13 protein-coding genes and 2 pseudogenes are annotated in these 15,029 nt (G+C 44.0%); 7 read left to right on the plus strand and 8 right to left on the minus strand.

Features of this window, described 5'->3' with window-relative positions:
* Positions 1 to 27 precede the first annotated feature (27 nt).
* Together ACU6U9_RS06920 and ACU6U9_RS06925 are read left to right on the plus strand one after the other, a co-directional pair.
* Positions 28 to 297, plus strand: coding sequence for a transcriptional regulator SutA (locus ACU6U9_RS06920; RefSeq protein ID WP_446734309.1), 270 nt, complete (start codon positions 28 to 30; stop codon positions 295 to 297).
* A 206-nt stretch (positions 298 to 503) separates the two neighbouring features.
* Positions 504 to 1,187, plus strand: a complete 684-nt coding sequence (locus ACU6U9_RS06925) for a DUF3047 domain-containing protein (protein WP_446734310.1) — start codon at positions 504 to 506, stop codon at positions 1,185 to 1,187.
* Positions 1,188 to 1,270: 83 nt separating this feature from the next.
* Here ACU6U9_RS06925 and ACU6U9_RS06930 read toward each other — a convergent pair whose 3' ends face one another.
* Positions 1,271 to 2,038 (minus strand): exodeoxyribonuclease III, encoded by a 768-nt coding sequence (locus tag ACU6U9_RS06930; RefSeq protein WP_446734311.1) that lies wholly within the window; start codon positions 2,036 to 2,038, stop codon positions 1,271 to 1,273.
* Between the two features lie 316 nt (positions 2,039 to 2,354).
* Between ACU6U9_RS06930 and pyrE the strand changes: the two genes are divergently transcribed.
* A complete protein-coding gene (pyrE, locus tag ACU6U9_RS06935; RefSeq protein WP_446734312.1) occupies positions 2,355 to 2,999 on the plus strand; it encodes an orotate phosphoribosyltransferase in 645 nt (214 codons plus the stop codon).
* Positions 3,000 to 3,094: 95 nt separating this feature from the next.
* Here pyrE and slmA read toward each other — a convergent pair whose 3' ends face one another.
* The 5 genes and pseudogenes from slmA to coaBC form a co-directional block, all read right to left on the minus strand.
* Positions 3,095 to 3,712: a nucleoid occlusion factor SlmA gene (slmA, locus tag ACU6U9_RS06940; RefSeq protein WP_446734313.1), complete on the minus strand. Its 618-nt coding sequence runs from the start codon at positions 3,710 to 3,712 to the stop codon at positions 3,095 to 3,097.
* 162 nt (positions 3,713 to 3,874) lie between these two features.
* A pseudogene (argB, locus tag ACU6U9_RS06945) lies at positions 3,875 to 4,778 on the minus strand (acetylglutamate kinase).
* Between the two features lie 76 nt (positions 4,779 to 4,854).
* Complete coding sequence (locus ACU6U9_RS06950) at positions 4,855 to 6,264, minus strand: phosphomannomutase/phosphoglucomutase (protein WP_446734314.1); 1,410 nt, start codon at positions 6,262 to 6,264, stop codon at positions 4,855 to 4,857.
* Between the two features lie 19 nt (positions 6,265 to 6,283).
* On the minus strand, positions 6,284 to 6,742 hold the full coding sequence (gene dut, locus ACU6U9_RS06955) for a dUTP diphosphatase (protein ID WP_446734315.1): 459 nt from the start codon (positions 6,740 to 6,742) through the stop codon (positions 6,284 to 6,286).
* 15 nt (positions 6,743 to 6,757) lie between these two features.
* A complete protein-coding gene (gene coaBC / locus ACU6U9_RS06960; protein WP_446734316.1) occupies positions 6,758 to 7,954 on the minus strand; it encodes a bifunctional phosphopantothenoylcysteine decarboxylase/phosphopantothenate--cysteine ligase CoaBC in 1,197 nt (398 codons plus the stop codon).
* Between the two features lie 66 nt (positions 7,955 to 8,020).
* Here coaBC and radC point away from each other — a divergent pair, with 66 nt between their 5' ends.
* Together radC and ACU6U9_RS06970 are read left to right on the plus strand one after the other, a co-directional pair.
* Positions 8,021 to 8,698 (plus strand): RadC family protein, encoded by a 678-nt coding sequence (gene radC / locus ACU6U9_RS06965; protein ID WP_446734317.1) that lies wholly within the window; start codon positions 8,021 to 8,023, stop codon positions 8,696 to 8,698.
* A 60-nt stretch (positions 8,699 to 8,758) separates the two neighbouring features.
* Positions 8,759 to 11,074: a 7TM diverse intracellular signaling domain-containing protein gene (locus ACU6U9_RS06970; protein ID WP_446734318.1), complete on the plus strand. Its 2,316-nt coding sequence runs from the start codon at positions 8,759 to 8,761 to the stop codon at positions 11,072 to 11,074.
* Positions 11,075 to 11,092: 18 nt separating this feature from the next.
* On the opposite strand, the gene proC is transcribed toward ACU6U9_RS06970, so the two are convergent.
* Complete coding sequence (proC, locus tag ACU6U9_RS06975) at positions 11,093 to 11,911, minus strand: pyrroline-5-carboxylate reductase (protein WP_446734319.1); 819 nt, start codon at positions 11,909 to 11,911, stop codon at positions 11,093 to 11,095.
* A gap of 22 nt (positions 11,912 to 11,933) precedes the next feature.
* Positions 11,934 to 12,624: pseudogene (locus ACU6U9_RS06980) on the minus strand (YggS family pyridoxal phosphate-dependent enzyme).
* Between the two features lie 161 nt (positions 12,625 to 12,785).
* On the opposite strand from ACU6U9_RS06980, the gene ACU6U9_RS06985 reads away from it, so the two are divergent.
* Positions 12,786 to 13,820 (plus strand): type IV pilus twitching motility protein PilT, encoded by a 1,035-nt coding sequence (locus tag ACU6U9_RS06985; protein WP_446734320.1) that lies wholly within the window; start codon positions 12,786 to 12,788, stop codon positions 13,818 to 13,820.
* Between the two features lie 45 nt (positions 13,821 to 13,865).
* Entirely contained in the window at positions 13,866 to 14,981 is a 1,116-nt protein-coding gene (locus ACU6U9_RS06990; RefSeq protein WP_446734321.1) for a PilT/PilU family type 4a pilus ATPase, read from the plus strand.
* The last annotated feature ends 48 nt before the right edge of the window (positions 14,982 to 15,029 follow it).

Below are 15,029 nucleotides of genomic sequence, written 5' to 3' on the forward strand. Positions count from 1 at the left end.
ACGGAACTTAAGGATGGGAGAGCTATTATGCCTAAACCTAAAAAAGCCACAAAGGCTAAGACGGACAGCAAGGGTGGCAGTGCCACAAATGTGACCGAACCCGATATGGAATTCATTGGCAGTGCAGAAGAAGGCGTATTGCGATCCATCGCTTCACGGCAAAAGCTGCGCAGTAAAATGGACAATGAAATAGAAGCCTTTTTACAAAAAGGTGGTGCCATTAATGAAATTGAACCCAATGTGATGGCAGACCCACCACGTAAGCCAACATCAAACTACGGCTCGCGACCGATCTAAACCATTAGACGATCAAACAAACCCAGCACCTTGCTGGGTTTTTTATTGCGGCTTAAAGAAGTGACCTGCTTTGAAAAAACAAACAATAAGTTAGTCATAAGCTGACAACCACATCAGGTTGTCTTAGATGGCTATTGCGCGTAAAACCTGTGCCGTCTAAGGTGCCAGCTTCAAATACAATAATAAAAATAATATTGAGGTTGCGGATGAAAATTCTCATAGCCATTGCGTGGGCTTTACTCACCGTTCAGGCGTGCTTTGCTAAACCATTACTTATTGAAGGCAACCTTGATAATTGGGGGCCGATCGCATTTGTTGGGGAAACCCAATACCAACCCATTATGGACATGGAACAAGGCGTGGTGCTGCGTGCAGAGAGTGTTAAGTCAGCCTCTGGGTTTGAATATAAGCGTACGATCAACCTAAACAAAACGCCTGTGTTACAGTGGCAGTGGACAGCTGAATTGACGCCTTACGCCATGATTATGGATAGCCAAGGCATCGAAACCAAAATGAACCAATTTGATGAACGTGAGGCTCAAGGTAATGATTTTGTCTTGCGTGTGGTCGTGAGTCGCAAACCCTTATTCGGTGCAGGCAAAGCCATTCATTATGTGTGGTCTCACTCTCAGCCGATTGAAAGCAGCTGGGCATTGGATGCAAAGAATAAAGTCATTGTTGTCAGTGGCGAAGGGCAAACTACGATGAAATGGCAAACATTGCATCGACATATCCAAAAAGACTGGCAAGCGGTGTTTGGTGAGCAGATCAACGATATTAACAGTATCATGTTCATGACCGACAGCGATGCCATAGGTGGTCGCGCGGTGGGTTATTACGGTGACATGCGAACACTTGCCACCAAATCCATGGCTGAAAACGATCAATAATGAATGACGGAATCTAGATTCGATACCCACAAAAAAGCCCACATGACAGTGGGCTTTTTTGTGCATGCTAAGGCATATGGCCACTAGTCAATTTCATACTCAATGAGTGTCGCGCCATGCTGACCCCAAACTTGATCTTTTAATATCTTGGCTTCGACGACAAATTGGCGAAGTTCTGGTGTGCAAATTTGATAATCTAAGCGCCAGCCATTTTGGTTGCGTCGTGCAGACTCGTCATCAGGCCACCAAGTAAACTGGTTTTCGCCAAAGTTGGCTTCGCGGAAAGCATCAACAAACTCTAACGGGCCGGTTACTTGGTCCATGAACGCTTGTTCTTCAGGCAAAAAGCCGGATTTATTTTGTGCCGCTTTCCAGTCGGCAATATCGACGGATTTATGCGCCACCCCAAAGAAGCCAGCAAAAATAAACTCACGACGTTTACGTTTGGTTTTCTTTAAGTGTTCAATAAATTGCTGCTGAAACGCCAGTTTATCTTCTAGGCTATTGTGTTCATCTTCAGTTGGAAACAACACAGAGCCAATGGAAACTTGTTCAAAGTCCGCTTGAATGTAGCGTCCATAACGATCACACGATTCAAATGCTAAGCCTGTCATAATGGCTTTAGGCATGTCACGGGTTAAAATTGCAACACCGCTGTAATTGTCTGGTTCGCCGTCGAAAAAATAAGCGTTGAAGTTTTCAGGATAAACAACGGCATCGCTCAATTGATATTCTTTTGCTTTCAGGTTTTGTACACAGACAACGTCCGCATCATGCTCAGCTAGCCAATCATAGAAACCATTTTCGACAGCGGCTTCTAGTCCGTCAACTTGTACGTTTATAACCTTCATAAAGGCTCCCTGTTTTGCGAGGCGGCTATGATACTCAGTTTTGATTAGGCTAACATCTCTAAAACGGACTTTTTCACGAATTAACTATCTTGTGGCAGGGATGGTTAACAGATCGTACAAAAAGTGATTTATATCAAACGGTATCGAGAGCCTTAGGCGATTTTTGTGCTTATTTTTGCAGTCTATGATGGGAATTATAGTATTAGCCGTTAAAATACCCGAATTTGTGCCAAGCAATTAGCACAGATAGACCAAAATTGGCGGGCTTCAGCTAAGCTGAGGCCTCATTACATTAGTTTAGACAGTGGTTGGGATTATGCAGGATTATCAAAAGGCGTTTATTGAATTTGCCATCGAGCAAGGTGTATTAAAATTTGGTGAATTCGAATTAAAATCTGGCCGCATAAGCCCTTATTTCTTTAACGCTGGGCTGTTCAATAGCGGCAAAGCTATGTCCATCTTGGCGAAAAGTTATGCAGCGGCCATTGTTAATTCAGGCGTGAAAATGGATGTGCTATTCGGGCCGGCCTACAAAGGCATACCGTTAGCGGCCACCACCGCCATGAGCCTATCTGAAAACTTTGATCGTCAGACGCCTTATGGCTATAACCGCAAAGAGAAAAAAGCGCACGGTGAGGGCGGAACGCTAGTGGGCGCCACGCTAGAGGGCAATATTCTCATTATCGATGATGTGATCACAGCGGGCACAGCCATTCGTGAAGTCATGGCACTACTGCAAGAGCAACCGAATGCCAAACCAGCTGGTGTTGTGATCGCATTGGACCGACAAGAAAAAGGTAAAGGCGAATTATCAGCCATTCAAGAAGTAGAGCGTGATTACGGAATTCCCGTTATCAGCATTGTTCAACTTGAGCAGGTCATGCAATTCGTATCTGAAAAAGAAGCGTTCAAGCAGCACTTCCCTGCGATTAAAGCCTACCGCGAAAAATATGGTATCTGATCGTTAGCCATGATGAGCCTAGTCTAGACGAATGCCCTAAGCATAAAAAAACCGAGCCTACATACTCGGTTTTTTTATGCACAAAAGAACATTTTTTAAACAGGTGTGACTTGGCGTTGATCAACTAACAAGCTGGCTGCCAAGAAATCCCATTGGCTGTTCCAATGAGTTAAAGGCAGTGTTTTGAATTCTGTGCGTACGTACTGACGGATGCGGCCTTCAATAATGGCCAATAACATATTGGCGCATGCGCCATCTTCAATACGGGGCATTTTATTATCGCGCAGTTCGCTTTCACGCAAAATTTGTTTGACTTGTGTTTCTAGTCGGTCAAAAAATTGAGCAATGCGGGCACGCAGGCGCTCAGTTTCACCGGACAATGCATCGCCTGTTAGAATTCGACACATGCCAGGGTTCTTTTCGGCAAAGGTCAAAATTAGTGTCATGGCATGCTCAAGTCGAGATAGTGTGCTGTCATGCTCGGTGCGAATGCGATTGATGCGCGTAAAAATAGTGGCTTCAATAAATTCGATTAAGCCTTCAAACATTTTTGCTTTGCTGGGGAAATGACGATACAAAGCCGCCTCACTGACACCCACTTCTTTTGCAAGATTAGCGGTAGTGATGCGAGCACCAGGATTCATTTCAAGCATGTGCGCAAGTGCTTGCAAAATTTGCTGTTTACGAGATGGTTTTTGTGGAGATTCCGTCATACGTATATTTTGCTTGAATCACAAAGAAGCCCAATCCTAATGCGCTGATAACTAACTCGCAATGGCTAATGACTGTTTTCGTGATGTAGTTGTGGTTAAGTGGAGAACTAAACCGATAAAATGTTAGTTCCCCTACCCTGTTTGACGATAATGCGTCACTATTCAGACTTCATCGTTAGTGATTAATGTGCCCACGCCTTCATCTGTAAATATTTCAAGCATGGTGCTGTGGCTCACACGGCCATCGATGATATGTGCGCTGGTCACACCACCTTTTACGGCATCCAAAGCACATTGGATCTTAGGTAGCATGCCACCATAAATGGGTGCCATCTTCGATTAATGCATCAACTTGTTCGGTGTTTAGGCCTGTTAAAATCTGGCCGTCTTTATCCATTAAGCCTGCAATATTTGTGAGCAGTAAAAGTTTTTCAGCTTTTACCGCTTCTGCCACTTTGCCCGCAACTAAGTCAGCATTGATATTATAAGACTCGCCATTTTCGCCAACACCTATGGGTGCAATTACTGGAATAATGTCAGAGCTGGCCAACATCTCTAGTACTTTTGTATTGATTTTGGCGACTTCGCCCACATGACCAATATCGATGATTTCAGGCGTTTGCATTTCTGGGGTTTGATGTGTGACTTTTAATTTTTTGGCTTTGATTAACTGGCCATCTTTGCCGGTTAAGCCAATGGCTTGGCCGCCATTTTGGTTAATTAAATTGACGATGTCTTTGTTAACTAAGCCACCTAATACCATTTCAACCACATCCATTGCTTGGCTTGTGGTAACCCGCATACCATTTACAAAGTGGCTTTCAATTTTGAGTTTATCCAGTAAGTCGCCAATTTGTGGTCCACCACCGTGAACAACAATTGGGTTAATACCGATAAGCTTCAACATAACCATGTCGCGTGCAAAGCTATTTTTTAGCACTTCTTCTGTCATGGCGTTGCCGCCGTATTTTACAACAATGGTTTTACCCACAAAACGCTGAATATAAGGAAGGGCTTCGCTTAATACTTTAGCGATATTAAAGGCGTCATCACGAGTCAAAGGCATGGCAAATCGCATTAGCTTAAAGTTAAATGGTGGAAGATAATTGATTATACCTAGGGTATATGTAAATCACACCTGCTTAATTGGCCACTGTTGTAGATGCAAGATTTTGTAGTTCAGATAAATCCAATTGCGGTACATGAGCATGCAATTCGTTGATGGTTAATTTAATTAACGGTGATAAGGCTGCCGGTTTTGCTACTTCAAACCGAATGGTTAAACAGGCTGTTGTATTGCTTGCGCGTACTAATACCCAACCCTGTTTAAAGCGCACACGTAAGCCATCAATATCGGTTATTTCTTGATCCTTGAAACAGCTGCCTTGCAGTATGTGCATAATTGAAAATTTTTCGTCTTCTTTAACCGGAATTTGAATTTCTTCAGTGGCCACGGGATTAGGTAATACATTTAATCGTTCATGCAAACTGATATTTTTTTCACTGATCAGATGACATAAACGTAAACCCGCATATATGCCATCATCGACACCAATGCCGTGTTCGTCATTAAATAAAATATGGCCACTTAGCTCTGTCGCAAAGGCAGCGTTGGTTTCTTTTATCGCGCGCTTCATGCTGGTGTGACCAGTGGCGATCATTTTAGGTATGCCACCCCATTGCTGGGTATAGGTGGTGAGCAGCTCGGTGCACTTTACGTCAAATAAAATGGTTTGCTTGCCTTGGCGTTTTAAAATGTCTTCGACAAATAATAAGCTTAAGCGATCAGGTAAAATGGGTTGCCCCATGTGATCTACGACGCCCAAACGGTCGGCGTCACCATCCAATGCAATACCTAGGTCCGCATTATTTTCTTTCACTGCGGTTTGTAGCCAAGTCAGATTTTTTAACTTGGCAGGGTCTGGATGATGCAGTGGGAAATTGCCGTCTACGTCACACGCGATTTCAATGACATCGGCACCTATTTCTTTTAAAGCTTGGCTGGCGATTGGGCCACCAATGCCATTGCCTGCATCAAGGACGATTTTTAGTGGACGCTTGAGTGGTAAGTTTTGAATGAGGCGTTGTTGATAGTCATCGATCAAGTGACTGGCGTCATTGATGTGACCTTGGCCTGTTTTAAATAAATTGAGTTTGATACGAGATAGCAGCACTTGTATATCGTCGCCGCTTCTTGGGCTGCCCGCGACCGCGATTTTAACACCGTTATCTTGTTTGGGATTGTGGCTACCCGTGATCATGGCACAACTTTGACCATTGTGCTTAATGGTCCAAAATGCCACGGCGGTTGGGCAAGCACCAATAATATTCACATCGCAACCTGTGCTGCAAATACCGCTGACGAGCGCATCACGTAGAGTAGGGCTAGATAATCGACCATCCCATGCCACGTAACATTGTTGTTGCCCAGCTTGAATAATTTCACTGCCCAGCGCTTGGCCAATCAATAAAGCAGTACGCTCATTCAACTGGCTGGGGTATTCGCCGCGAATGTCGTATTCGCGGAAGATGCTTTGGGCAATGGAATGCATATCCGTCCTGCAATGGTGTTTATTTTGTGCCAGTAGAACCAAAACCGCCTTCGCCGCGATCGGTGGCCTCAAACTCGCTAACCAGATCAAATTCGGCTTGAACAACCGGAACAATGACTAGCTGTGCAATACGCTCGCCAACTTCCATGGTGAAAGCCGTGTCGCCACGATTCCAGCAACTTACCATTAATTCACCTTGGTAATCACTATCAATTAAGCCAACTAGGTTTCCCAGTACGATCCCATGTTTATGGCCTAAACCACTGCGCGGTAAAATCATGGCGGCTAAGCCATTGTCTTCGATATAAATTGACATGCCAGTTGGAATTAATTTTGTTTCGCCAGGCTGTAATATGAGAGTGTCTTCTAGACACGCGCGTAAATCTAAACCTGCACTACCATCTGTGCCGTAGTGAGGCATTGGAATACCATTGCCAAGACGTTTGTCTAAAAGTTTTACTTGAAAGCGTTTTTTCATGATCGTTCCTAAAGTTTATGGCAGCTTGGCGGCTATGTGTTCGAGAATACTTTGCGACAGCACGTATTTACTGGCTTGGCTATATTCTGTAGATGAGTCTTGATCAATGATAATAATGGCATTGTCATCACTATTAAAACCAATGTGTTGTGAACTGACATCATTGGCAATAACCATGTTGAGCTTTTTCCGTTCTAACTTGCCTCGCGCATAAGCGACCACGTCTTGTGTTTCAGCGGCAAAGCCCACGCAAAACGGTTTGTTTTCTTGTGCGGCGACGGTGGCAATGATGTCAGGATTTTTGACTAAGTGGATGTGCATGTCATCTTGGTTCTTTTTGATTTTTTGATCACTTACATCCACAGGGCGGTAGTCGGCGACGGCGGCTGCGCCGATAAAAATATCGGTTTCAGGCAGTAATGCCATAACAGCATCGAGCATTTCTTGTGCGCTGTTAATGTTTGTGCGATGCACGCGTTCAGGCGTTGGCAAATGAACGGGGCCGCAGATCAAATTTACTTTTGCACCGGCTTCCTGTGCGGCACGAGCAAGGGCAAATCCCATTTTTCCACTGCTGTGGTTACTTATGTAACGCACAGGGTCAATGGCCTCACGGGTGGGGCCAGCGGTGATTGTGATGGTCTTACCAGACAGAATTTTGCGTTCAAATTGTTCTGATAAACGGCGGGCCAGATCTGAGGGTTCGAGCATTCGCCCAGGACCAACATCGCCACAGGCCTGCTCGCCTTGATCGGGGCCCCAAACGTGTACGGGCTTTAAGCTTTGCAACTGCTTAAGGTTATTCTGTGTGATTTCATCGGCCCACATAGCTTGGTTCATAGCGGGGGCGATGGCGAGAGGGGCAATGCTGGCTAAACAAAGCGTGGTGAGTAAATCGTTGCCCATGCCGGATGTTAAGCGTGCAATGAAGTTGGCACTGGCAGGCGCGACTAAAATAAAGTCAGCCCACTTTGCTAGCTCAATATGGCCCATGCCAGCCTCGGCTTCTGGGTCGAGTAAACTGTGATGCACAGGGTTACCAGATAGTGCCTGTAGAGTGAGCGGCGTAATGAATTCTTTTGCGCCATCTGTCATGACCACACGAACATCAGCCCCATTGGTCACTAATGCACGGACTAGTTCAGCCGTTTTATAGGCAGCAATGCCACCTGTAATGCCTAATAAAATACGTTTGTTGGTTAGCCTTTGCATACTTGCTCCTTGAACCTTGGCGCAGTATAACAACAAACTGATTCATGGATGAACAGGCGAGACGATATGGCCATCACAGATTGGCCCGTGGATGAACGACCGCGGGAGAAATTGCTCACAAAAGGTCCAAATTCTTTAAGTGATGCAGAGTTATTAGCTATTTTCTTACGAACGGGAATAACGGGCATGACGGCGGTGGATCTGTCGCGGCACTTGTTAACTCGATTTAATGGTTTGCGGCCATTACTTGAAGCAAGCCAAGCGGAGTTTTGTGAGAGCCTTGGATTAGGCCCAGCGAAATATGCTCAGTTACAGGCTGTGTTAGAAATGGCCCGGCGTCATTTACAGCAAAAACTCGACAAGCCCGGTGCGTTTACTGAGCCTAATTCGGTACGTGAATATTTGACCAGTCGGCTGCGACACTTGCCACATGAGGTTTTTGCCTGCTTGTTTTTAGACAGCCAGCATCGGCTGATTTCCTATGATGAGCTGTTTCGTGGCACAATAGACGGCGCCAGCGTGTATCCCAGAGAAGTTGTGAAACAGGTGCTATTTCATAATGCCGCTGCGGTTATATTTGCTCACAACCATCCATCAGGCATTGCCGAGCCCAGCTTGAGTGATGAACGCATCACCCACAAATTGCAGCAAGCCCTACAGCTGGTGGATGTTCGCGTACTGGATCACTTTATTGTGGGCGACAATGGCGTACTCTCGATGGCAGAGCGTGGTTTATTAATTTAGTCACAGGTCAACGGAATCAAGATTTAGCTGTAACAGGCAGAAAAGGAAGTATTCGAGTTTATGTTGTCACGAATTTTATGTCTGCTTTTTTGGGTGATGTTAACATCGCATGTGCAGGCATCATCTAACACCACTAAGGTTGAGTCTGCTTATCTTCACAGCGAGCAGCCTTTAACCCTTTCTGCTATTCAATCTAAGCCAGATACCACGTGGACTTATGTAACCAAATTTGGGAGTCACGGCTTTCGTGATGGTGAGTTTTGGCTGCGTGACCGTTTACAAAATACCAGTGCCACCACCCAAAGTGTGATTCTACGTTTTACCTATCCATCCCATGATGAAGTCGATTTTTATGAATTAAACGATCAGGGCCGTTTACTTCAATCTTGGCAAATGGGAGATATGCGTGACTTGTCTGGCCTACAATTAATGGACAAATACCCTGCTATTAAAGTTCAGCTTGCCCCTCAACAGGTAAAGTGGGTTTATACGCGCGTTAAAAGCCTGAACACTATGGTGTTGAATCTCGATGTCCTAAGTGAAAAGGAGCATCAAAATAGCATGAACCTTCAAACCCTTTTGTCGGGTTTGATTTATGGTGTGCTGTTGGTTATGGCTTTGTATAACTTTGTATTGGCTGTAAGCATGAGAGACAAAGCGTATTATGTGTACGTGCTCTATGTTTTGACATTTTTGGGTTTTGTGTTGGTATTGAGTGGCGATGGATATTTTTATTTATGGACACAATCCCCACAATTAAATCAGGTGTTATTGCCTGTCCTTGCTGGATTCTTGATTATTCCTTCCTTAGCGTTTCCTTATTATTTGTTAAATATTAAAAAACACGCTCCTAATGTTATTTGGTTTTATCGTTTAGCTGCAATTGTTGCGTGTGTTTTTTTAGTCGCTATTCCATTTATCGGCATCGCGGTTTCAATTGTGTTGGTGAACGCGCTCAGTGTCACGCTCTCCATTTCGATGTTGTCTATTTGCCTTTTCTTATCCGTTAAGGGCGTACCGCTTGCTCGGATTTACACCTTAGCTTGGTTTATTCTATTAACGGGACTTGCGATTTTATCATTGGCATCTGTAGGCTTTATTGAAAGCAACCTGATTACGCGCAGTGCGGGCTTATTGGGTGGTGTGCTCGAAGTCATTATCTTATCGCTCGTACTTTCTCAGCATATTGCTCAAGAGCGCAATGCAAAGTTAAAAGCGGTTAGTGATGCCATGTTGAGTCGTAAATTGTTTCAAGAGTTATTTGATCAAGCTCCAATTGGCATTGCGCGTTTTGATTTAGAAGGGACGGTTGTTACGATTAACCCCATGCTATCGCGCATGCTCGGGTTTCAAACAAAAGAGCAAGCGTTGGCCGAAACCAATGTGTTAACCAATGTCATTACAGATCATAAACAGGTGCGCGATCAACTTATTGAGCATAAAAAAGTACTTGATAAAGTCATGGAGCTAAGAAAATCAGATGGTGAAATATTACCTTGTTCCGTGAGTTTGCACTTTTATGAAGAGATGGGTAATCAATACATAGAGGCCTATGTAACGGATATTCGCGAGCGAATTGAGGCACAAAATATTCGTGAATACATGGAGCAAGAGCGTATTACATCGATGGAGCAACTAGTGACAGGTGTTGCTCATGAAATTAACACCCCACTTGGGGTGAATATTACGTCTGTTAGTCATATTCAAGAAATCATAGATGAAGTCGATGGTGAGATGCAGCGCCGCAGTTTAACGCGTGATCGGTTTGTTCAATTTATTAATGATAGCCAGCAGTTACTTAAAATTGTCACCCATAACTTGCAAAAAATGTCGAATTTAGTGCGTCGCTTTAAACTAATATCAGTGAGTAATGCTGATAAAATCATGATGAACTTAAAGCAACATTTGGAGCTCAGTTTACACAGCCATTTATTTATTGGCCAAAATATAAATGTTGAACTGCTTTGCGATGATGATGTGAATATTGAAAGCTATCCTGCGGCTTGGAATATAATAATTGAGCAGTTATTAGAAAATTCTATCGTGCATGGTTTTAGTGTTGAGCAAATTCAGAAAAACATAAAAGTCAGTGTGTTAGCACAAGGCAATAATGAGTGGCGTTTTGATTATGAAGATAATGGCCAAGGTATCTCTGATGATGCTGTAAAAAGAGTATTTGATCCATTTGTCACCACAAAACGAGGCAGCAGTGATCATGCCGGTTTAGGTTTGTACCGAATATTCAATTTAGTACATAGGGTATTTGATGGTGACGTGAATGTTACACCTGGTAAAGGGTTTCATTTGAGTATTCGATTTAAAGCGAATGCAGAAGCGTTAGAACAGACAACGCAATCTAATGTGACGTTAGTATAGATTGCGTTGACACTTTAATTATTGAGCCAGTTCTTTGCTCATTTCAATACTGCGGTTAAACGCCGCTGTCATTGCGGTTTTGACCGTGGTTTCTAATCCTTGTTTTTGAAAACTTAAAATAGCTTGCTCGGTTGTGCCATTGGGCGAAGTGACATTTTTACGTAATTGAGCCGGTTCTAAATCACTTCGGCTTGCCATCGTCGCGGCCCCTAATGCAGTTTGGAGTGCTAACTGCTTAGCGGTTTCAGGTGCAAGGCCCAATTCAGTACCGGCTGTAATCATAGATTCAATAAACAAAAAGAAATACGCAGGACCACTACCAGAAAGTGCGGTCACAGCATCAAGCTCTGCCTCACTATTGACCCATACACTCATACCCACTGCGCTTAAAACGGTATTCGTTAATTCTTTTTCACTCTCACTGACATTGCTGTTGGCTAATAAACCACTGGCACCTTGCTGAACCAAGGCAGGGGTATTTGGCATGCAGCGGACAATGGATAAGTTAGGGCTAGTCCATGCACTTAAGCTTTCTAAGCTAATGCCCGCAGCCACAGAAATAATCAATGGTTTTTTCTTTTCTAAAACCGTTTTTAACGGCGCAATAACAGATTGCATCACTTGTGGCTTAACCGCCAAAATAACGACATCGGCCTGAGCAACAATTGCTTCATTGCTACTATTGGTAATGACTGAAAATTGTTTGGCTAGTTCATCTCGTTTTTCTTGGCTTGGGTCACTGACCAAAATATCTTGGCTGTTGTAACCGTTTTCGATTAATCCACCAAGAATAGCACTGGCCATATTACCGCCACCGATGAAAGCAATTGTTGTCATGTTGAATCCTTGTTTCAATAAATTAATTACGTTGACCAAAAATAGCCGTGCCGATGCGCACCATATTGCTGCCGCATGTTATGGCGAGTTTTAAATCGCCACTCATGCCCATGGATAATGTGTCGATCATTTGTGTATTGCGTTTGTAGTGTTTTATAAGCGTTATGCATAGCGGCAAATTCGTTTTTAAGTTGAATCTCATCTTGTGGTGCCGGAATACACATAAGCCCGCGTAAGCAAAGCTTAGGCAATTGACTGATGCAATGGGCAAGCGCCTCTACGTCATCAAGAGAGACGCCCGATTTGCTGTCTTGATCGCTAATATTAACCTGAATTAAAACATTCAATGGGGTTAAATGATCGGGGCGCTGATCGTTTAAACGCTGTGCAATTTTATCGCGATCAATAGTGTGCACCCACGAAAAATGCTCAGCAACTAGGCGTGTTTTATTGGATTGAATCGGGCCAATAAAGTGCCAATCAATATTTAAATGAGCAAGGCCATTAACTTTGTCGACGCCTTCTTGCACGTAATTCTCAGCAAAGCAGTTTTGCCCTTGGTGATAGACAGCCTCAATGTTTTCAGCGCAGTGCTTTTTAGAAACCGCCAAGAGTGTCACCTCTCGTTTTTGCTGCTGCGCAAGGGCGTCTACTTCACTATGAACCGCTTGATAACGCTGAATTAAATTGTTGCTAGATTCTAAATCTGTCATGGTTTTATTTTCAGGTCTGGTTACAATGTTGGGCTAATTTAATCATAAAAATAAAGACGGCCAACAGGATGTCGGCTCGTTTTACGCATTATCGCACGTACAGGATTCAGGATGAACTAAACTAAGTCTGTTTAGCGATCACATAGCGGAGCATCAGTTTCATGGATATCACGGAATTACTCGCCTTTTCGGCCAAACAAGGGGCATCAGACTTACATCTATCAGCAGGCTTGCCCCCTATGATTCGTGTTGATGGTGAGGTTCGTCGCATTAATTTACCTTCTTTGAGTCATAAAGAAGTGCATTCTTTAGTCTATGACATTATGAATGATAAGCAACGTAAGGACTTTGAAGAGTTTCTTGAGACCGATTATTCATTTGAAGTACCCGGCGTGGCGCGTTTTCGTGTAAACGCGTTTAACCATAACCGTGGTGCAGGTGCCGTATTTCGTACCATTCCCTCTAAGGTTTTAACCTGTGATGACTTAGGTATGGGACAAATATTCAAAGAGTTAGCGGTTAAGCCTCGTGGCTTGGTATTGGTGACAGGGCCAACTGGTTCAGGTAAATCCACGACGTTAGCAGCGATGCTCGATTATTTAAACGACACTTATTACAAGCATATTCTAACGGTTGAAGATCCAATCGAATTTGTACACCAAAGTAAAAAATCCCTTATCAACCAGCGTGAAGTTCACCGTGATACATTAGGCTTTAATGAAGCCTTGCGCTCGGCGTTACGTGAAGACCCTGACGTGATCTTGGTTGGTGAGATGCGTGACTTAGAGACCATTCGTTTGGCATTAACCGCGGCTGAAACAGGCCATTGTGTATTTGGCACACTTCACACCACCAGTGCGGCGAAAACCATTGACCGGATTGTCGATGTATTCCCTGCCGAAGAAAAGTCCATGGTGCGTTCGATGCTATCTGAATCTCTGCAAGGGGTTATTTCGCAGTGCCTATTGAAGAAAAAGGGCGGTGGCCGTGTGGCCGCTCATGAAATCATGATCGGTACTCCCGCCATTCGTAACTTGATTCGTGAAGATAAAGTGGCGCAGATGTACAGTGCGATTCAAACGGGCAGTGCGCTGGGAATGATCACCATGGACCAAAGCCTTAAGAACTTAGTGCAAAAAGGCATTGTGACACCTGAATCTGCTCGTGAAAAAGCAAAAACGCCAGAACAGTTTTAATCATGATAAGTACTCATAAACGTTGAGTTTTGAGAAGGAAACACAATGGAACTCGATAAGCTATTACGCTTAATGGTTGAAAAAAGCGCTTCTGATTTATTCATTACCGCTGGCATGCCACCGAGTATGAAGGTGCATGGGCGTATTCATGCGGTGACAAAAAATCCACTGAGCCCAGAACAAACCAAAGAAATTATTTATGGCATGATGAGCCGTGATCAAACGCAAGAGTTTGAAGCAAAGAAAGAGCTTAATTTTGCGGTGAGTGCCAGTGGGATTGGTCGTTTTCGTGCGAGTGCTTTTTTTCAACGTAATTTAGCGGGTGTGGTACTACGTCGAATTGAAACTAAAATTCCACAAATTGAGCAATTAGGCTTACCTGAAATAATCAAAGAAATTGCCATGAGCAAGCGTGGCCTGGTACTTTTTGTGGGCGCCACTGGCGCGGGTAAATCCACATCGTTGGCGTCTATGATTGGTTACCGTAATCAAAACAGTCGCGGGCATATTATCTCTATTGAAGATCCAATCGAGTATATGCATCAGCACCAAGGTTGTATTGTGACGCAGCGCGAAGTGGGTTTAGATACTGATAGTTTTGAAATAGCGTTGAAAAACACGCTGCGTCAAGCGCCAGATGTCATCATGATTGGTGAGGTGCGAAGTGCACAAACCATGAACCATGCCGTAACGTTCGCAGAAACGGGCCATTTATGTTTGGCCACACTGCATGCAAACAATGCTAACCAAGCATTGGATCGAGTGATTCACTTTTTCCCATCGGATCAGCATGCGCAAATATGGATGGATTTGTCGCTGAATCTAAAAGCCATTGTTGCACAGCAGTTAATCCCGACACCGGACGGTAAAGGCCGACGAGCCGTGGTTGAAGTGTTGTTGAATTCACCACTGGTGCAGGACTTGATTCGTAAGGGTGAGGTGCATGAGCTTAAGCCCTTAATGAGCAAGTCCACTGAGCTGGGCATGCAAACGTTTGACCAAGGTTTGTATAACTTGTATCAAGCGGGTGAAATTACGTACGAAGACGCATTGACGCACGCAGACAGCGCAAATGACTTACGCCTCATGATTAAGTTGGCTTCTGAAGATATGGATCATTTATCCAATGCCACTCAAGGTCTTACCTTACAAAAAGATTAATTGATCGAATTTAACCACCGCAAGAAAATACAGCACGGTAGTGTTTGT

The organism is Pseudomonas sp. HK3, assembly GCF_052920985.1.

What these genes read in the sequence shown, in the direction of transcription:
- ACU6U9_RS06920 (WP_446734309.1), top strand. Translation starts at nt 28, where the DNA reads ATGCCTAAACCTAAAAAAGCCACAAAGGCTAAGACGGACAGCAAGGGT.
- ACU6U9_RS06990 (WP_446734321.1), top strand. Translation starts at nt 13,866, where the DNA reads ATGGAACTCGATAAGCTATTACGCTTAATGGTTGAAAAAAGCGCTTCT.
- ACU6U9_RS06925 (WP_446734310.1), top strand. Translation starts at nt 504, where the DNA reads ATGAAAATTCTCATAGCCATTGCGTGGGCTTTACTCACCGTTCAGGCG.
- slmA (WP_446734313.1), bottom strand. Translation starts at nt 3,712, where the DNA reads ATGACGGAATCTCCACAAAAACCATCTCGTAAACAGCAAATTTTGCAA.
- coaBC (WP_446734316.1), bottom strand. Translation starts at nt 7,954, where the DNA reads ATGCAAAGGCTAACCAACAAACGTATTTTATTAGGCATTACAGGTGGC.
- radC (WP_446734317.1), top strand. Translation starts at nt 8,021, where the DNA reads ATGGCCATCACAGATTGGCCCGTGGATGAACGACCGCGGGAGAAATTG.
- proC (WP_446734319.1), bottom strand. Translation starts at nt 11,911, where the DNA reads ATGACAACAATTGCTTTCATCGGTGGCGGTAATATGGCCAGTGCTATT.
- ACU6U9_RS06985 (WP_446734320.1), top strand. Translation starts at nt 12,786, where the DNA reads ATGGATATCACGGAATTACTCGCCTTTTCGGCCAAACAAGGGGCATCA.
- pyrE (WP_446734312.1), top strand. Translation starts at nt 2,355, where the DNA reads ATGCAGGATTATCAAAAGGCGTTTATTGAATTTGCCATCGAGCAAGGT.
- ACU6U9_RS06930 (WP_446734311.1), bottom strand. Translation starts at nt 2,038, where the DNA reads ATGAAGGTTATAAACGTACAAGTTGACGGACTAGAAGCCGCTGTCGAA.
- ACU6U9_RS06970 (WP_446734318.1), top strand. Translation starts at nt 8,759, where the DNA reads ATGTTGTCACGAATTTTATGTCTGCTTTTTTGGGTGATGTTAACATCG.
- ACU6U9_RS06950 (WP_446734314.1), bottom strand. Translation starts at nt 6,264, where the DNA reads ATGCATTCCATTGCCCAAAGCATCTTCCGCGAATACGACATTCGCGGC.
- dut (WP_446734315.1), bottom strand. Translation starts at nt 6,742, where the DNA reads ATGAAAAAACGCTTTCAAGTAAAACTTTTAGACAAACGTCTTGGCAAT.